This window comes from Paenibacillus hodogayensis (genome assembly GCF_039536325.1).
In the GTDB taxonomy this organism is placed as follows: domain Bacteria; phylum Bacillota; class Bacilli; order Paenibacillales; family NBRC-103111; genus Paenibacillus_AB; species Paenibacillus_AB hodogayensis.
This window is the reverse complement of record NZ_BAAAYO010000006.1, coordinates 300,619-317,484: the sequence shown is the minus strand read 5'-3', so window position 1 is coordinate 317,484 and position 16,866 is coordinate 300,619. Positions and strand designations below refer to the sequence as shown.

At 58.6% G+C, this 16,866-nt stretch carries 19 protein-coding genes; 16 read left to right on the top strand and 3 right to left on the bottom strand.

Going from position 1 to position 16,866, the window contains the following annotated elements; genetic code table 11:
* Nucleotides 1-19 precede the first annotated feature (19 nt).
* The gene (locus ABD796_RS12570) at nucleotides 20-142 is read right to left on the bottom strand and encodes a sporulation protein YjcZ (protein ID WP_344908229.1); all 123 of its coding nucleotides are present in this window, start codon (nucleotides 140-142) and stop codon (nucleotides 20-22) included.
* Nucleotides 143-250: 108 nt separating this feature from the next.
* Between ABD796_RS12570 and ABD796_RS12565 the strand changes: the two genes are divergently transcribed.
* The 3 genes from ABD796_RS12565 (at nucleotide 251) to ABD796_RS12555 (ending at nucleotide 3,584) form a co-directional block, all read left to right on the top strand.
* Nucleotides 251-2,191 carry a TOMM precursor leader peptide-binding protein gene (locus ABD796_RS12565; RefSeq protein WP_344908226.1) on the top strand — a complete coding sequence of 647 codons (1,941 nt, stop codon included), beginning with the start codon at nucleotides 251-253 and terminating at the stop codon, nucleotides 2,189-2,191.
* Between the two features lie 230 nt (nucleotides 2,192-2,421).
* On the top strand, nucleotides 2,422-2,991 hold the full coding sequence (locus ABD796_RS12560) for a class I SAM-dependent methyltransferase (RefSeq protein ID WP_344908223.1): 570 nt from the start codon (nucleotides 2,422-2,424) through the stop codon (nucleotides 2,989-2,991).
* Complete coding sequence (locus ABD796_RS12555; protein ID WP_344908221.1) at nucleotides 2,988-3,584, top strand: DedA family protein; 597 nt, start codon at nucleotides 2,988-2,990, stop codon at nucleotides 3,582-3,584. Before ABD796_RS12560 ends, ABD796_RS12555 begins: the two co-directional genes overlap by 4 nt.
* A 159-nt stretch (nucleotides 3,585-3,743) precedes the next feature.
* Here the strand turns inward: ABD796_RS12555 and ABD796_RS12550 are convergent, their stop codons facing one another.
* A complete protein-coding gene (locus tag ABD796_RS12550; RefSeq protein WP_344908218.1) occupies nucleotides 3,744-4,091 on the bottom strand; it encodes a hypothetical protein in 348 nt (115 codons plus the stop codon).
* 390 nt (nucleotides 4,092-4,481) lie between these two features.
* Between ABD796_RS12550 and ABD796_RS12545 the strand changes: the two genes are divergently transcribed.
* From ABD796_RS12545 to ABD796_RS12490, 12 genes are all read left to right on the top strand, one after another.
* Nucleotides 4,482-5,015: a DJ-1/PfpI family protein gene (locus ABD796_RS12545; RefSeq protein ID WP_344908215.1), complete on the top strand. Its 534-nt coding sequence runs from the start codon at nucleotides 4,482-4,484 to the stop codon at nucleotides 5,013-5,015.
* A 184-nt stretch (nucleotides 5,016-5,199) separates the two neighbouring features.
* Nucleotides 5,200-6,210: an NAD-dependent 4,6-dehydratase LegB gene (locus tag ABD796_RS12540; protein WP_344908213.1), complete on the top strand. Its 1,011-nt coding sequence runs from the start codon at nucleotides 5,200-5,202 to the stop codon at nucleotides 6,208-6,210.
* Nucleotides 6,207-7,394, top strand: coding sequence for a LegC family aminotransferase (locus ABD796_RS12535; RefSeq protein WP_344908210.1), 1,188 nt, complete (start codon nucleotides 6,207-6,209; stop codon nucleotides 7,392-7,394). Before ABD796_RS12540 ends, ABD796_RS12535 begins: the two co-directional genes overlap by 4 nt.
* Nucleotides 7,381-8,541, top strand: a complete 1,161-nt coding sequence (gene neuC / locus ABD796_RS12530; RefSeq protein WP_344908207.1) for a UDP-N-acetylglucosamine 2-epimerase — start codon at nucleotides 7,381-7,383, stop codon at nucleotides 8,539-8,541. The genes ABD796_RS12535 and neuC overlap by 14 nt, the downstream gene beginning before the upstream one ends.
* A complete protein-coding gene (gene neuB / locus ABD796_RS12525) occupies nucleotides 8,538-9,614 on the top strand; it encodes an N-acetylneuraminate synthase (protein WP_344908204.1) in 1,077 nt (358 codons plus the stop codon). Before neuC ends, neuB begins: the two co-directional genes overlap by 4 nt.
* A gap of 170 nt (nucleotides 9,615-9,784) precedes the next feature.
* Nucleotides 9,785-10,840 (top strand): nucleotidyltransferase family protein, encoded by a 1,056-nt coding sequence (locus ABD796_RS12520; RefSeq protein ID WP_344908202.1) that lies wholly within the window; start codon nucleotides 9,785-9,787, stop codon nucleotides 10,838-10,840.
* A 105-nt stretch (nucleotides 10,841-10,945) separates the two neighbouring features.
* Nucleotides 10,946-11,638, top strand: a complete 693-nt coding sequence (locus ABD796_RS12515) for an NAD-dependent epimerase/dehydratase family protein (protein WP_344908199.1) — start codon at nucleotides 10,946-10,948, stop codon at nucleotides 11,636-11,638.
* Nucleotides 11,639-11,741: 103 nt separating this feature from the next.
* Nucleotides 11,742-12,716: a helix-turn-helix transcriptional regulator gene (locus tag ABD796_RS12510; protein WP_344908196.1), complete on the top strand. Its 975-nt coding sequence runs from the start codon at nucleotides 11,742-11,744 to the stop codon at nucleotides 12,714-12,716.
* Between the two features lie 69 nt (nucleotides 12,717-12,785).
* Nucleotides 12,786-13,397, top strand: coding sequence for an SRPBCC family protein (locus ABD796_RS12505; protein WP_344908193.1), 612 nt, complete (start codon nucleotides 12,786-12,788; stop codon nucleotides 13,395-13,397).
* Complete coding sequence (locus tag ABD796_RS12500; protein ID WP_344908190.1) at nucleotides 13,394-13,774, top strand: VOC family protein; 381 nt, start codon at nucleotides 13,394-13,396, stop codon at nucleotides 13,772-13,774. Before ABD796_RS12505 ends, ABD796_RS12500 begins: the two co-directional genes overlap by 4 nt.
* A 550-nt stretch (nucleotides 13,775-14,324) precedes the next feature.
* The gene (locus ABD796_RS12495; RefSeq protein ID WP_344908943.1) at nucleotides 14,325-14,741 is read left to right on the top strand and encodes a HEAT repeat domain-containing protein; all 417 of its coding nucleotides are present in this window, start codon (nucleotides 14,325-14,327) and stop codon (nucleotides 14,739-14,741) included.
* 153 nt (nucleotides 14,742-14,894) lie between these two features.
* Nucleotides 14,895-15,176, top strand: a complete 282-nt coding sequence (locus tag ABD796_RS12490; RefSeq protein ID WP_344908187.1) for a hypothetical protein — start codon at nucleotides 14,895-14,897, stop codon at nucleotides 15,174-15,176.
* 95 nt (nucleotides 15,177-15,271) lie between these two features.
* On the opposite strand, the gene ABD796_RS12485 is transcribed toward ABD796_RS12490, so the two are convergent.
* Nucleotides 15,272-15,997 carry an aminoglycoside 3'-phosphotransferase gene (locus ABD796_RS12485; RefSeq protein ID WP_344908185.1) on the bottom strand — a complete coding sequence of 242 codons (726 nt, stop codon included), beginning with the start codon at nucleotides 15,995-15,997 and terminating at the stop codon, nucleotides 15,272-15,274.
* Between the two features lie 243 nt (nucleotides 15,998-16,240).
* On the opposite strand from ABD796_RS12485, the gene ABD796_RS12480 reads away from it, so the two are divergent.
* Entirely contained in the window at nucleotides 16,241-16,852 is a 612-nt protein-coding gene (locus ABD796_RS12480; RefSeq protein WP_344908182.1) for a DNA-3-methyladenine glycosylase family protein, read from the top strand.
* The last annotated feature ends 14 nt before the right edge of the window (nucleotides 16,853-16,866 follow it).

The following is a 16,866-nucleotide window of genomic DNA, read 5'->3' as shown; positions in this document are numbered from 1 at the left end:
CTGCTTCATTTAACGCTGCTTAGTACAGGAACCCTCTGGAGATGATAACCAAAAGGATGAACAGAACCAAAATGACAGCCGTGCTCGTAAAACCGAATCCTCCGCAGCTGAAGCCGCCGCCAATACCACCTACACCGGACATGCTAGTCACCACCCTGTCTTGTTTTGAACTACAAAACCATCTTATGAGCGTGAAAGGGAAATGGATTGGACGTATGCCCGGATTTTTTCTGCGAATGGAGGGAGATCTGTGAAAACTGATGTGTCGGTAATCGGAAAAGGCACTCTGGCCGACCTTGTCCGGCGGGACCTGTGCGGCGATAAGGCACCGGAAAGCCGGTCTGCCCAAATGGGCGTTCTCGTCTACGACGACGAGCACGCCTCCGAATACGCGGAGGCGGAGGAACAGTTGCAGCTGAGCGGGATTCCTTGGCTGCGCGGCATCGTACGTTCCGGTGAAGGGTTGGTCGGACCTTGGGTCCGCCCCGGGACTCCCGGCTGCTCCTTGTGCGCGGATACACGGCTCCTGATAGCCGATTCCCGCCCCGGGTACGGCCAGGAAGAGATGAACCCGGACCCTTCCGGGCCAGACCTGGATTCGTTGGAGGCAGACTCCACTGTCGAAAGCGAGCCGTCCGCCGGGCTCCGGCATGTGGCGCGTCTACTCGCGGCGGAAGCGCGGCGGGTGCTGCGGGGGGAGCGGCCCCGTTTGCTGGAGCGGTTGTATGCGGTCGATCTGCATACGCTGAGAAGCTCGCTTCATACTTTTTTGCCGGACCCGTCATGTTCGTTATGCGGAACGCAGCCCGACGACAGCGCGGAGGCCGCCCGAATCCGCTTGCAGCCGAGACCGAAGGCGGGCGTCGGCCAATACCGCTTCCGCCCGTTGAAGGATATCGAAGCCGCGCTCGGGCAGTACCGGGATGCCCGGACTGGTTTGATTAACGCCGAGCAGGCAGACCTTATGGCGCCGTTCGCGTCGGTGAACATGAATGTGCCGTCGTTCGCCTTCGGGAACGAAATAACGGCAGGCCGGAGCCATCGTTATACGGAAAGCTATGCGACCGCTGCGCTAGAGGCGCTGGAACGGTATTGCGGGCAACTTCCGCGCGGCAAACGGACCGTTGTCACCGACAGCTTTAATCGTCTGGGCGCACTGGCTCTCGATCCGGTGCGGGCAGGCTTGTATGCGCAAGAGCAGTACGACCGGCCTGATTTTCCGTTCGAGCCGTTCGACCCCGACGAGCCGATCGATTGGGTGTGGGGGTACTCGTTTCGGCAGGAGCGCCCGATTCTCGTGCCGGAGCTGCTCGCTTACTACAGCTCCGGCTTTGGAGGCAACTTCGTCCGGGAAGGCTCCAACGGATGCGCATTGGGCGGAAGCATGGAAGAAGCCATCCTGCACGGGATATTGGAGGTGGCAGAGCGCGACGCTTTCCTGATGACCTGGTATGCCCGCCTGCCCGTTCCCCGTCTGAACCCGGGCACGGCCGGCGATCCGGAGCTGGAGCTGATGCTGTATAAAGTGCGGGCGGTGTTCGGCTACGAGGTGCAACTGTTCGATATGACGATGGAGAACGGCATTCCGGCGATCTGGGCGCTGGCGAGAAGCGCAGTCCCGGGCAGCCTGAATCTGCTCTGCGCGGCCGGAGCCCACCTTGATCCGGCTCGTGCGGCCAAAAGCGCCGTCCACGAGTTGGCCGGGATGCTGCATATGCTGCGAGGAGCGTTCGGGGAAGCGCGAGCCGATGCCGAGCTCATGTACGCCGATCCGTCGCTCGTGCAGCGGATGGAGGACCACGTCATGCTGTACGGCTTGCCGCAATGCGAGGAGCGGTTGGACTTTCTCCTGCATCCGGCGCGCGCGCCGAAGTCGTTTCAGGAAAGATTCGGCACCCGGCCGGCTGCGGCGCATACCGATCTGACCGACGATCTGCGAGACCTGCTGCGTACGTTTCGCCAATTGAACCTTGAAGTCGTCGTCGTCGACCAAACGGCCCCGGAAATTGCCCGAAATGGTCTGTCTTGCGTGAAGGTGCTGATACCTGGCATGCTGCCGATGACGTTCGGCCACCATCTGACCCGCTTGACCGGGCTGGAGCGGCTGTACAGCGTGCCGGTGCGGCTCGGCTACCGGAAGAAGCCAATCGCCGCCGGGCAGCTCAACCCGCATCCGCATCCATTTTTATGAGCCGTTCCTTGCGCTTGTCCCGCTTCTGCAATATCATCCTTAACAAGTCCCCCGTCTCAGCGGGAGGCTTGTTTTTTATTAGACTTAAGTCGGGATGAAAAACTCTCCGCTAGTCCAAAGTAAGAAGAGCCAGTCTGTGCTATACTAATAGCATGAATCAAGAAAGCGGTGTCATGGTTACCGGATGAAGCAAATTGGCTTTAGCCATAAGGGAAAGGGAGTAGCGAGTCGTGGCTTTGGATTCTCACCTATTATTTTTGAAGAAATTTATCCAAAATCCTAAGCAAATCGGCAGCATCGTGCCGAGTTCGCCATTCCTGGCGAATGAGATGGTCCGTTCCGTGCCCTGGAGCGAGATCAGCGCCTTAGCGGAGCTCGGATCGGGTACCGGGTCCATTACGCGCTTCATCCAGGCCAATGCGACTCGTTCGGCCAAAGTGTTTCTGTTCGAAAAAGACGAACGGATGCTGAGCGATCTGCTAGAGAAGTACCCTGCCTTTTTAAGCTATCCCAATGCACGCGAGCTAACCGAAATCATCCGGATGAACGGGGTGCATCATCTGGACTGCGTGATCAGCGGGCTGCCGTTCTTCAATTTCTCGGAAGAGCTGCGCGATAAGCTGATGTCGCAAATTACCGAAGCGCTTAGGCCGGGCGGCTATTTTATCGCTTTCCAGTATACGTTGCAGATGAAAAAGCATTTGGAGCGTTTGTTCGATGTAGAACGCATCCGGTTCGTGCCGATGAACGTCCCGCCAGCTTTCGTGTACATATGCCGAAAGAGGGCCCGACACGAATGAACGTCGAGACTCTGCTGCAATTCATCTCTGAATACGGTTATGCGGCCTTGTTTTTTGCGCTATGGCTCGGCATCGTCGGGCTGCCGATTCCGGACGAAGTGATCGTGATGACCGGGGGAGCGGCCAGCAGCACCGGACTGTTTCACCCGGGTCTCGCTTTCCTGGTGACGTATTTGGGCGTTATTTCCGGTTTATCGCTCGGTTTTTTTGTGGGCAGATTTCTGGGGGCGACCGCGATCGATAGGCTCAAACGGAAGAAAAACTTTGAAAAATATTTGAAAATTGCCGAAAATCTCATTCGCAAATACGGAAACTTCGCTTTGAGCCTGAGCTATTTCCTGCCCGTCGTCAGGCATATCGTCCCTTACCTGGTCGGCATAGGCAGCATGACGTTTCGCCGCTATGCGCTTTATTCCTATACGGCCGGATTTGTCTGGACGGCGGTATTCTTCGTCCTGGGTCGCTTTGCTGGGGCAAGCATCCAGACTGCGGGCGCCTTGATTTACCGTTACGGCGTGCTTGCGGGAGTCGCGGTTGCCGCGGCGGTTGTCGTGTTTGTTGTTCTCAGGAACCGCAAAAAAGGAGCGTTGTGACGCAAGGCTGCGGGTCGGCCAAATGCGCAAGTCCGCTGTTGCGAGAGGAGACGACGATAAGTTCATTGGAGCCATGGCGTATCGGCAAATGTCGTACAAGTCCGTTGCGCCATGGCGACTCGCACGATGAGAAGTTACCGTGCGTGCGTAAACGTCCGCTCACTTCAGCCGAGAAATCCAGAAGCCGGCTATGATCACGGTCAAGCCGATCCATGTTTTCCAATTCGGCACTTCCCTCAGAAACATAAACCCGATTCCCACGCAAACCAGAATTTCGATCCCTTTGGAGAACGTAAGGGCAAAGGTCATGTTGCCGAACATTTTATACGTAAATTTGACCCCGTAGCCGATCATGATATTAGCGGCAAACAACACGGGCAGCCATTTCAACTGATACCAGAATGTGGTCCAAAACGCCGGATCGATATGCTGGCTCTGGTAAGCGATAACCGCATTGACCGCCAACAATCCCCCGAACAGCAATGCAATGGCATACAGCAGCGTCATCCGCAACCCTCCCTAATACCGAAATCGAGCAGTGTCTCTCAAGCTTCCTCCATATGTTTCCCATGGCGAACTTTTTTACCCCTATTCAACAAAAAGAGCGGGACGTCCTGGCGGCATCGCGTCTTGTTTTCGCGCCCCATAACAGAGCGTACAACCCCATATGTTCGATCGTATAAAGCATAATGTCCGCAGGGCTACGTTCGCGATCCGCGCGCGGATCCGCACGGGCTGGCGTTGACGGTCCGGGTGCCGCTTCGCATAGCGCCGGAGGAAGGAGGCGAGGACCCGCTGCGCCATGTATTCTCTCCGTATGGCGAGGCACCCCGTTTAACTTTGCCGCAGGGCGGTTAATAGAAGGACAAGTCGATCAAACGAGAGGACGTGGCCAACATGAAAAAAAATCAAGAGAAAGTCGCGTTTTTGCTGGCGGACGGCTATGAGGATTCGGAGATGAAAAACCCTTACGAGGCGATTACCCGAAACGGCAATGCGGCCGTCATTATCGGGCTGGAGAAGGAAGCCGAGCTTCGCGGCAAAAAAGGAACGATCGCCTATACGACGCATCTGTCCATAGACGAGGCGAATCCGGACGATTACCGGGCCGTCGTCATTCCGGGCGGACAGTCGCCGGAGAAGCTGATGGAGAATGAAGCTGTGCTGGATTTTCTTCGGGATGCCAACGAGAAGGGCATTACGATATCCGCCATCTGTCACGGCCCGCTGCTGCTGTCCAAGGCCGGGCTGGCGCAGGGCCGCCATTTCACCTCGTATGCCGGGGTGGCCGAGGAGATCGCCAAGGAGGGCGGCGTCTACTCCGACAAGCCCGTTGTGGTGGACGATAATTTGATCACGTCGCGGGGACCGGACGACGAATCGTATTTTATCGAAGAAACGATCCGCAAGCTCGGGGTTTCCGCCTATTGATTGGCGCGGGGCCGGGCGGGAAGACTGCAAGTTTGCGCGGAATGGAGAAGCGTCGTCGTGTACGGCGCTTTTTTGCATTGTGTTCAACTTTGAGGCCGGCATGGCGGTCAAGCCGTTGCGCATACATATGACGAGATACGCCCTAATGCTCATGCAAGCAGGAAGCCCGAAGGAGGGGAAGAGCTTGGGACTGACCGGTAAAAAAATAGCGGTAACCGGCGCCGACGGCTTTATCGGCTCCCACTTGACGGAACGGCTGGTCCGGAGCGGCCATGACGTCCGCGCGTTCGTCATGTACAATTCGTTCAATTCCTGGGGCTGGCTCGATCAATTGCCGCCGGACATCCGCGACGGTCTGGACGTTGTCGCTGGGGATATCCGCGATGCGTACGGCGTGAAGGCCGCTTTGACGGGCTGTGATATCGTCTTTCATCTGGCCGCCTTGATCGCCATTCCGTATTCGTACCGTTCCCCGGAATCGTACGTCGACACGAATATAAAAGGCACCCTCCACGTCGTTCAGGCCGCACGGGAGCTGGGGATGTCCCGCGTGATTCACACGTCGACAAGCGAAGTATACGGAACCGCCCGCTATGTCCCGATTACCGAGGAGCATCCGCTGCATGGCCAGTCACCTTACGCGGCATCGAAGATCGGCGCGGATCAGCTGGCGATGTCGTTCCACGAGTCGTTCGGGACACCGGTCGCGATCGTCCGCCCGTTCAATACGTACGGTCCTCGCCAGTCGGCCCGCGCTGTCATCCCTTCCGTTATTGCGCAGATCGCAAGCGGCCGGCGCGAAGTCAAGCTCGGCTCGCTCCATCCTACGCGCGACTTCACCTATGTCGCCGACACCGTGAACGGCTTTATCGCCGCGGCGGAATCGGCGAACGCCGTAGGGGAGGTCGTCCAGCTCGGCTCCGGTTACGAATGCTCGGTCGGCGATACGGCGGCGCTGATCGCCCGGTTGATGGGGGCGGAATTGGTAATCGAGACGGAGCAAGCGCGGCTGCGCCCGGAGAAAAGCGAGGTCGAGCGGCTCTGGGCGGACCCCGCGAAGGCGAAGCGGCTGCTCGGCTGGGAGCCGGCTTACGGCGGACGCGACGGCCTGGAGCGAGGGCTGAAGGAGACGATCGATTGGTTCGCCGATCCGGCCCGCCTCGCCGCCTACAAGGCGGACCGTTACAACGTATGAGCAGGCGGCTTCGTCCCGAGGCACTGCTCGTCGCCCTTCAATCGGCACTCCCCGACTCGAAGGAGACAATCGCTTTGCACGAGCCCCGGTTTTCCGGCAACGAGTGGGCGTATGTCAAGGAATGTCTCGATACCGGCTGGGTATCGTCGGCAGGACGCTTCGTCGATCGATTCGAGGAGCGGCTGGCCGACTATACGGGGGCGTCCTATGCGGTAGCGGTCTCCACCGGCACGGCCGCGCTGCATATTGCCCTGATACTGGCCGGGGTGCAGCCCGACGACGAGGTGATCGTCCCGTCGCTGACGTTCGTCGCCACCGCCAATGCGGTGCGGTACTGCGGTGCGGTACCGCATTTTGCCGATGTCGAATACGCCACCCTGGGGCTGGACCCGCATAAGCTGCGGCGGTACTTGCACGAAATCGCCGAGGTCGCATATGGATATTGCTATAACAAACAGACGGGACGCCGGATCAAGGCGGTTGTGCCGATGCATACGTTCGGACATCCGGTCGATCTGGACCCGTTGGCCGAGCTGTGCGGCTTGTACCGGCTGGAGCTGGTGGAGGATGCCGCCGAGTCGCTCGGCTCCTTTTACAAAGGCCGCCATACGGGGACGTTCGGCAAGCTGGCCGCCTTCAGCTTTAACGGCAACAAGATTATAACGACAGGCGGAGGCGGAGCGATCGTGACGAACGATGCCGAGCTCGCCAGACAGGCCAAGCATTTGACGACGACGGCGAAGACGCCTCACCCATGGGCGTACGTGCATGACCGGGTCGGCTTCAACTATCGGCTGCCGAACCTCAATGCCGCTCTCGGCTGCGCGCAGCTGGAGCAGCTTGACGCGTTCGTCGCGGGCAAACGTAAGCTGGCCCGCCGATACGAGACCGCTCTCGGCGGAATAAAGGGAGTCGGCTTGTTCCGGGAGCCCGGCTTCGCCCGCAGCAACTACTGGCTCAATACGCTGCTGCTTGACGAGCCGCAGCTGGCGGCGCGCGACGAAGTGCTGGAGCTGCTGAACGCCCATGGCATCATGTGCAGGCCGGCCTGGGTGCCGATGCACAAGCTGCCGATGTTTGCGAATAGTCCGAAGGACGATCTCGCTGTGACGGACAATTTGGAAAGACGAATGATCAATATCCCGAGCAGCGTTTATTTGGGGGCTGGCGATGCCAAAGCGTAAAGTATGCGTAGTAACGGGAACGCGGGCCGAATACGGCCTGCTTTATTGGGTCATGGACGAAATTCGCCGGACGGCGGAGCTGGAATTGCAGCTTATCGCCACCGGCATGCATTTATCCCCCGAATTCGGGTTGACGTACCGGATGATCGAAGCCGACGGCTGGCGGATCGACGAGAAGGTGGAAATGCTGCTGTCCGGGGATACCCCGTCTGCCGTGGCCAAATCGATCGGACTGTGCACGATCGGCTTTGCCGATGCTCTGCGTCGGCTGCAGCCCGAGCTGCTCGTCCTGCTTGGCGACAGGTACGAGCTGCTGGCCGCGGCGCAGGCGGCGATGGTCGCCAATATTCCGATCGCCCATATTGCCGGAGGCGACACGACCGAGGGCGCGATCGACGAGGCGATCCGCCATAGCATCACCAAAATGTCGCACATCCATTTTGTTACCAACGAAGGCTCGGCGAACCGGGTGAAGCAGATGGGAGAGAACCCCGACTATGTGTTCAATGTCGGAAGCCCGGGACTGGACTTTTTGCAGAAACGCCCTCTGCTCGGCAAGGCGGAGCTGGAGGAGGCACTGAAATTCCGGCTGCTGGAGCGCAATCTGCTAGTTACGTTCCATCCCGCCACGCTGGACGGCTCGTCCGCCTCCGGGCAATTCCAAGAGCTGCTCGAGGCGCTGAACGGTCTGGGCGGGGAGGTGGGGCTCTTGATAACCAAGCCGAATTCGGATACGGACGGCCGCATCCTTATTGAGATGATCGACGCGTTCGTGGGCGACCGGCCCAACGCCAAATCGTTCGTCTCGATGGGCCAACTGAATTACTTGAGCGCCATGTCCCATGCGGACGCCGTCGTAGGCAACTCCTCCAGCGGCTTGTACGAGGCCCCGTCATTCCGGAAGCCGACGGTCAATATCGGTGACCGTCAGAAGGGGAGGCTGCAAGCCGAATCCGTCATCAACTGTCCGCCCGAGCGCGGAGCGATTGCCGCAGCGATATCGGCGGCTTGGAACAAAGACTGCTCGCGCGTCCGAAACCCGTACGGAGACGGGGACAGCTCGGCGCGCATCGTCAATGTGCTCAGAAGCGTGGACGATCCGAAGCGGCTTTTGAAAAAGCGGTTTTTCGAGGTGAACGGATCATGAGCGGCAAAACGTTCGTGATCGCCGAAGCGGGCGTCAACCATAACGGCTCGCTCGAGATGGCGCTGGAGCTGGTCGACGCCGCGCGGGAGTGCGGGGCCGATGCGGTGAAGTTTCAGACGTTCCGGGCGGAGAAGCTGGCAAGCCGACACGCTCCGAAAGCGGCTTACCAGATGAAGACGACCGCTCCGCAGCAGTCCCAGCTGGAGATGCTGAAGCGGCTGGAGCTGACGGAACGGATGCATGAGGCGTTGATCGACCGGTGCGCCCGTAAAGGAATCGAGTTTCTTTCCACTCCATTCGACCCCGACAGCGCCAAACTGCTCGCTGTGCGGTTCAATCTCCGGCGCTTGAAAATATCGTCCGGCGATCTGACGAACGCCCCGCTTCTGTACACCATTGCCTCTATGGGAAAGCCGGTCATTGCATCAACTGGCATGAGCACTCTTTCCGATATCGAAAGCGCACTGAGCGTGCTGGCCTTCGGCTATATGAACCTGCCCGACAAGCCATCTGTCGAGGCTTTCCGCAAGGCGTACGAAAGCGACGAAGGACAGTCGGCGCTTCGCGACAACGTACGGCTGCTGCACTGTACGACGGAGTATCCGTCCCCGATTAGGGACGTCAACCTGAGAGCTATCGATACGCTCCGATCGGCGTTCGGGCTGGAGGTCGGCTATTCCGACCATACGCCAGGCATTGCCGTCTCGATCGCCGCCGTGGCGCGGGGAGCCTCGTTGATCGAGAAGCATATGACGCTGAACCGGCAGCTGCCCGGACCGGATCATCAAGCTTCTCTGGAGCCGAACGAGCTTCGGGACATGATAATCGCCATTCGTCAAGTCGAGTCGGCGCTGGGCACGCCCCGCAAGCTGGCTGCGGAGTCCGAGCGGAGCAACCGGGAAATGGCCCGCAAGAGCCTTGTCGCCGCCGCCTCCATTCGCCGGGGCGAAATATTTACGGAGCGCAATCTGACCGTCAAGCGCCCGGGGACGGGCATTGCGCCGATCTGGTATTGGGACTGGATCGGCAAGCGGGCGGAACGGGATTATGCGCAAGACGAAGTCGTCCGGTAACCGCGATGGCCCGGTCTGTCCGTACGATGAAGACAGGCCTTGCACGGTATTCGAGAACGAATCGTGCCTTCAGCGCAGCAGGCGGCGTATCGTTCGATCAGCTTTACGCCTTAAGGGACCGCGGTGCTTGCCGAGATCGGCTCTGACTTTGTAACGGAAGGGGCGCTATCATGAACGGTTTTTGGTCGAAGCTGCTTGTTGCGCCGGATGCCACCATTCATCAAACGATTCGCGTGATCGACGACAATGCGCGGCAGATCGCGCTGGTGGTCGACGCGCAGATGAAGCTGCTCGGCACCGTTACCGACGGAGATATACGCCGCGGCATGCTGAAGGGGCTGTCCATGCACGACCCGGTCAGCCACATCATGAATGCAAGCCCGGTCGTCTCCGAAGCGAGCGAGGGAAAGGACAGCCTGCTGCAGACGATGAAAATGAAAAAAATCCGGCAAATCCCGATTGTCGACGAAGCGGGGCGATTGATCGGACTGGAAACGATCGACGGCTTCCTTCATGGCGAAGCGCCGAGAACGAATTGGGTCGTGCTGATGGCCGGAGGGCTCGGCCGGAGGCTGCGCCCCCTTACCGATCATTGCCCGAAGCCCTTGCTGAAGGTCGGGGAGAAGCCTATTCTGGAAACGATCATGCAGCACTTTCTCGATTGCGGACTTTCTCGTTTCTATATATCGGTGCACTACAAGCCGGATATGATCCAGAACTATTTCGGCGACGGCTCCCGCTGGGGGGCGACGATCCGGTATATCGTCGAGGAGAAGCCGCTCGGCACGGCCGGCGCGTTAAGCCTGATCACGGAGAGGCCGGCCGAGCCGTTTATCGTCATGAACGGCGACCTGCTGACGAAGGTCAACGTCAGTCGGCTGCTCGACTTTCACGAGGAGGCGCAGGCCGTCGGCACGATGGGCGTGCGCGAGTTCGACTATCAGATCCCGTACGGCGTCGTCCATGTCGACCGGCAGCGGCTTCTTTCCATTGAAGAGAAGCCGGTGCGGCGCTCGCTGGTCAGTGCCGGCATCTACGTGCTGGAGCCTTCCGTCCTAGGGCTGATTCCCACGGACAGCTATTATGACATGCCCGCCCTGTTCGAACGGCTGATCGACAACAAGCTGCCCGCCTGCGCCTTCCCCATTCGCGAATATTGGCTCGATATCGGCCGACTGGACGATTTTCATAAAGCGAACGTCGAATACGGGAAGGTGTTCAAATAGCTTGCCGAGGCCGAAAATCGGAATCATTTTGCACGAAACCTATGATCGTATATGATGAAAGGAGACAAGGACGCGATAAGCGATTAAGAAAGCGGGGAAACGGGGATGGACATGGCTTCTGACGGGCAGGAGAAGAAGAAAATCCGCGTCATCGTAACGGGCGTGACGGGGATGGTGGGAGAAGGGGTATTACACGAATGTTTGCGGCATCCCGATGTGGAGCGGGTGCTCGTGCTCGGCCGCAAGCCGTGCGGGGTAACCCATCCGAAGCTGGAGGAGCATGTCCAGCCGGATTTATTCGATCTATCGGCTGCGGCCGCGCGTCTGAGCGGCTACAATGCGTGCTTCTTCTGCCTGGGCGTCTCGTCGGTGGGGATGACGGAAGAGGCGTACACCCGGGTTACGTACGATTTAACCGTTTCCGTGGCGGAACTGCTATGCGGGTTGAATCCCGGGATGGTATTCTGCTATGTGACCGGAAACGGCACGGACAGTACCGAGCGCGGCAGAAGCATGTGGGCGCGGGTCAAGGGCAGGACGGAGAACAAACTTCTCCGGCTCCCTTTCGGAGGAGCGTATATGTTTCGGCCGGGCTATATCCACCCTACGCCAGGGCTTCGCAACACGCACGGTTATTACAAGGCGTTCATGTGGATGTACCCCGCGCTGCGCCGGTTTATGCCGCGGTATGTCATTTCCTTGCGCGAGCTGGGGCTGGCGATGATACATACCGTCGGCCGGGGCTACGAAAAGCCGGTTCTGGAAAACGTCGATATCGCCGCGCTTGCCAAAGCCTGAGAAGTCCGACTCACGTGGGACAAGCACAAGCTGTCGACGGGGCAACGCGGTATCCTAGAAGAAAACGGCTTGACGGCTTATGTTGGGGAGGTGCCGAGAAACGATGGCGAAAGCGGACAATATGCTCGCAATATTATGGCTGCTGAAATCGCGGGGGAGGGTGACGGCCCGGGAGTTGGCAGAGGAGCTGGAGCTGCATATCCGCACCGTTTACCGCAATATTGACGCGCTGTGCGTTAGTGGGGTGCCGATCGTCGCCGAACCGGGCAGAGACGGCGGATACTCCATTCCCGATTCGGTCAAGCTGGAACCGCTGTTTTTTGACCTCGATGAGCAAAAATCGCTCGTGCAGGCGGCGGCGTTCGCGCGTGAGGCCGGTTACCCGGACTTGGAGGCGCTCGAAAGGGCCGTCGCCAAAATCAAGCGATATTCGAATCCCCGCCAGCTTGAAGCGCTGGAGCGTCAGGAAACCAGTATGGAGGCGATCCATCCGCCGACCGCCCCCGCGCTTGCGGAGATGCTGTCCCGGATCGATAGCGCCGTCGAGCGGCAGACGAGCCTCGTTATCGGCTACCGCAGCGGTTACGACGGCCCGCTGCGCGAGCGTACTATCGATCCGTACGGACTCGTCTATTGGAAAAGCAAATGGTATGTCGTCGGGTATTGCCGGTTGAGGGAGGCGATACGCAGCTTCCGCGTCGACCGTATGGGAAGCATCGGGGACACGGAGCTGGAATTCCGGCGGCCGCCGCAGTTTTCCGCCCGCGCCTTTCTGCTGGACGGGCTGCTGCCCGAAGCGGGCTCGGAGGAGGAGGACCGGCTCGTCTCGGTGCGTATCGAGGGGAGTCCGCAAGCGTTGGATGATATAGCCGCACATTGGCTATGGGGGCATGCCCTGGTGGAGCGGACGGCGGGCAGCGCCCATTTTCGCATGGAGGAAGCGCAGCTTTATACGCAGATGCCGTATTATTTGCTTTCCTTCGGAGGAACGATCCGGGTTTGCGAACCGCGGGAGCTGCAAGCTTGCTTGGCCGATATCGCCGCGTCGCTGCTCGATTATTATCGGGCGGACCTGTAGAAACGCTGGCCTGTTTTGTCAGGGTTTCGGTTATATAATGAATGTCATAACCGATGAGGAGGCAACGAAATGCCGGGTTCTCAGTTTAAACAGGCGGTACGGGAAGCGACGGGAAGCACGTGGGAGCATTGGGCCGCGGAGCTGGGGAAGACGGTCGGACCGCTATGGTCTCACGAGCAAATCCGCAATCATCTGATCGACGAGCGTCGGGTTTCGGCGGAATGGGCGGAATGGCTGGCGACGATGTACGGGCAGTTGATGGGCCGCACGCCCACCGGGGTGACGAAGGATGCCGGCGTGCAGATCGGGGTTCGCAAGACGGTGGCGATGAGCGTAGCGGAAGCATGGCAGCTTCTGTTGTCGCCGGAGGGCTTAGCGCTATGGATCGGGACGATGGACTCGCTTCCTTTGCAGGTAGGGCATTCGTTTGAATCGAAGGAAGGCGTGTCCGGTAAAATCACCGTCGTCGAGCCTTTGCGGAAGCTGCGGATGACGTGGAAACGTCCGGAATGGGACGAGCCGTCGCGGCTGCAACTTTATGTGCTGGCCGCCAAATCGGGCAAAACGACCATCGCGCTTCACCAGGAAATGCTGGAGGACGTCTACATGAGAGACATTATGAAGCGATTCTGGGACGATGTGCTGACCGCCATTCAAAACCGCAAGGAGGCTGTTCGATGAACAAATTCAGCCATATCGATCTGCGGGTCGACGATTGGGAGAAGGTCAGCCTGTTTTACGAGAAGCTGCTTCACGCTCTGGGGTTCACGATCTCGTACCACTCCGAGCGTTGGAAGGTGTTCGCGGCTCAAGGAGAGCTGCCGAGCGTGCCTTACTTCGCCATCACCGAAGACCGCAGCCATACCCCGAACGGCAATCTGATCGGCTTCTGGGCCGAAGACCGCGAAGAGGTCGACCGCATCGCTGCGCTTGTACGGGACAACGGAGGGACGATTACCGACGGTCCGCGGCTGTTTCCGATCAGCCCGACCTATTATGCCGTCTACTTCCAAGACCCTTGCGGCAACGCGTATGAAATGGTGCACCGATTGAACTAGCCGTTTGCGAGCCGATAGGCGCTATGAAACCGTTCTGCGCTTATCCCCGGCATAGAGCGGTTTTAGCGTTTAAGCGCGATTGCAGAAGCAAAGAGTCATCGCAGCCTCGATTTGCCGCCGTATTTTCCAAGATCATTGACGGGTTCCCGATCCTTTACCTTGACATTGTCCGCGGGTATGGTAGAATTCATCGTAATTTGCAATGCGGGTTCACGAGCGTAGAGGAGATGGAACAAGGTTGGATAAACGAAAAGAAACAGAACGCGGACAAGCGCGCGCCAAAGGGAACGGGAACGTTAGAGGCGGAGCTAGAGGCGTCGCTAAAGAGAGCTTTAAAGCAGCCCCCAGGGGAGCTGTTAAAGCAGCCCCCAAGGGAGCCGTTAAAGCAGCCCCCAGGGGAGCTGTTAAAGCAGACCCGAAAGGCGCTGTTAAAGCAGCCCCCAAAGGCGCTGTTAAAGCAGCCCCTAAAGGCGCTTTTAACAGTGCTGCCAAGACTCCTGTTAATAGTCCTGTTAAAAGCGCGGCAAAAGGAAGCGTCAAGGAAAGCGCACTGCCCCCCGACTATGAGCAGCTGAAAGCGGCTGCCAACCGGACGTCCAGCTGGAGGGAGCGTCTGCAGGCGGTCGAGCAGCTCGGTCAATGGAAAAGCGAGCAAGTGATCGACGTGCTCAAGTACCGGTTGAGCAGCGATTCGGTCTTTCAGGTGCAGGAAGCCGCCTTCCGCAAGCTTCAGGCGTTCGGCGAGCCGGTCCAGCTTCCGCCCAAGAAGAAAGGCGAAGTGATCAAAGGGACGGCGAAAATTTTGACGAGAATTAAAAAAAGCTTGCCGGAAGGCCACTCGTTCGAGGAGTTCAAGCTCAAGCTGAGCAAGATGCGGCTTGACGTGTACGACGCGTACGAAGGCGAGAAGGGCGCGGATTTCGAGCAATGGCTCGAGCAGACGTGGTCGTCGCTCGCCGTCAAGTAAAAGGCTGAACGCCCGTTGGGCACCTGGCCTAGTCGGCCCGTGCGCCGCTCATAAGGCGCCTTTTTTAATCGCGGGTCAAGCAAATGGCCGGATGGTGTGCTATAATATCGTTAAAACTTGTTTAGGAGTGGTACTCTGAGAAAGCAGAAGCCGATGTCCTTTGATGATTTGCTGAAAGAATTGCAAGGCCAGAAGACGATCCAGGAAGGCCAAGTCACGTTGGATCAGTTGTTTCACGAAACGTTTATGAGCAAGCATTCCGCTTTTTCCAGCTTCCAGGCGTTTTTGGAAAAAGGCAGCTTCCAGGCTGACACCCTGGATGAAATCAAAAATATTCCCGACGAGCTGTTTGACCGGCACGTCGCGAGAGAAACGGATTTCGCCGACTGGAAAGCGATGCTGGACCGGGCGAACCGGGAATACGAAGCGAAGTAAGAAGTTCATGTCCATGCCGCCGGAATCAAGGCGATACGAAAATCCTGCACCTGCCTTTGCGGCGGCGATGCAGGATTTTTTTGGAGCGATCAGCTTCACAGGCTGTTAAGCCGCGTGAAGTAGGCCAGCCCTTCGGGGTCCACGTCCTGTCTGCCGTAGGCGTCCAAAAACAAGTCGCGGTAACGGTCGGTTTGCAAATTAAAGCCGAGCGTCCAAATGCCCCAATACAAGTCGTAATGCCGGTCGCCGATCCCGCCTTGGCCGACGTCGATAAATCCTTTGAATGCGAAGCGGTCCATGACAATATTGGGCAAACAATAGTCGCCATGGATCACGACCCGATCCTGGGGAACGTAGCGGTTGCCGGGCGGAGGGACGAAGCTTGTCCCCTGCACGCGCAGCTCCTCCAGCATTTCCGCGGTGCGGTTCGGATAAGGACATCCGTCGACGGGCAACGCATGCAGCATCCGCAAATATTCGCCGAATACGGCAGCCAGCCGTTCCGGTTGTTCCTGGTGCATTTCCGCCGTACCGTCCTCGCCGGCGACCGCTTCCGTAAGCAAATAATCGCCGTCCGAATCCGATTCGTAGACGATCGCCTTCGGCGCCACGCCGTGGCCGCACAGGAAAAGGCTCATACGGTATTCCCGCTCGAGGCTGCCTTTTGGGGCGATTTTCAGAAAAGCTTTGTCCGTTCCGTCCACGAACAGCGTCCGGGCATTCTCCGAGCAGCTGCTGTCATAGATGGCCGCATGCTCGAGCAACGGCCGGATCGATAGGGGGACGGTCGCGGAATCAAAGGAAATAAGCGTTTTGTCCAATCTGACACCCCCGCATTTAACATCTATGCGAATCCTATCACATTTACGCGGCAAACGGTGATGAAAAAATGGTTCAAGACAATTTTTCCATAGCTCGTGAGCTCCGGGTATCAGCCGGCTGAAGACCGCTTGCGCTATCTTGCTGTCCTGTGCGGCAGTCCTTGCATCGGGAAGCGGAGCGGTTATGATGAAGAGTATGGGCTTAAGCCGTTTTTGGAACCTATTGAAAAGGAGCTGGTCCGGATGGTGACGACCGAACATTTTGGCTATGGGCAGAAGGAAGTCGACTACTTGACCCGCGCTGATGCCAAGCTTGGAGCGGCAATGGCAAGAATCGGCAAAGTGGAGCGGGAGGTCATGCCCGATCTATTCGCGGCGCTCGTCTATGCGATCGTCAGTCAGTTGATCTCCGCCAAGGCGGCCCGGACGATCCGGCAGCGCATGCAGGACAAGCTCGGCGCTATTACGCCGCGCAATTTGGCGGGGCAGCAGGCGGAAGCTATTCAAAGCTGCGGCGTGACGATGAAGAAGGCGGAGTGCATCCGGGCGATCGCCTGTGCAATCGAGCAGGGAGAGTTCGCGATCGAGACGCTGCGGGAGCTTCCGGACGCGGACGTGATCCGCGTGCTCACGGGCTTGAAGGGGATCGGCGCATGGACTGCGGAAATGATGCTGATCCACGCGCTCGGCCGGACGGATGTGGTCAGCTGGGGCGATATCGCTATCCGGCGCGGGATGATTAGGCTATATGGTCTGGACATCCTGGACCGGGAGCAGTTTGAGAAGTATCGGCTCGTCTATTCTCCTTACGGCTCAGTCGCGTCCATCTACCTGTGGGAAATCGCAGCGGAATAGGCAGTACCGATAGC